The 660-nt window shown below is 44.4% G+C and carries 1 protein-coding gene; it reads left to right on the top strand.

Annotated features, from left to right (window positions below):
* Positions 1-660, top strand: a 660-nt coding sequence (locus tag AC6UDG_RS07250) for an AEC family transporter (RefSeq protein WP_500706932.1), incomplete at both ends; no start/stop codon positions are given.

Below are 660 nucleotides of genomic sequence, written 5' to 3'. Positions count from 1 at the left end.
CTTTGGACCGAAGGGAATCATGTACAGTTCCATTTTCAATATTGGTTACCGGGTTTTCCTTTATTCATACGCCTACATCAGAATGTCAGGTTTGAAGATGGAAATGAAAAACATCAAGAAAATGTTCCTTAATCCTGTTGTAATTGCAACTTTCCTCGGACTTTTTCTGTGGTTAGGACAAAATTATGTTCCACATGTAACAGTTCAAACGATGTTGAACGGTATTCCTGGAAAAGGTACCAGTAGTGTAGCTTTCTACCGCATTGACCAAACCGCCTTGTGGCTCTGGAAGCCGTTGAACTACTTAGCTCAACTATCGTCTCCACTGGCTTGGTTATCAATTGGTGTCACTCTAGGTTCGATTTCGTTCAAGCAGGCTGCTTCTAACAAGCTTTCTTGGTACTACAGTTGGAACAAAGTTATCATTGTGCCATTGTTCAACCTGATTGCCTTGACGGCTCTCTCAATGCTGGGCATTATGCCAATGAGCTACGTGGCCATCGCAACGATTGTTATCATGATGGCAACCCCAACTGCCACGGTTGCTTCGGCCTACGCAATTAGCTTCAATCGGGATCCAGTCTTGGCTTCGAACGCGTCGTTCTTGTCGACCATTCTGTCAGTGATCATGATGCCGATTTGGATTGCACTGCTGGAAGT

The sequence above is a fragment of the Fructilactobacillus sp. X2R1C1 genome, assembly GCF_059901435.1.
Note: the sequence above shows the minus strand (reverse complement) of the source record. Positions and strands in the feature narration are given on the sequence as shown.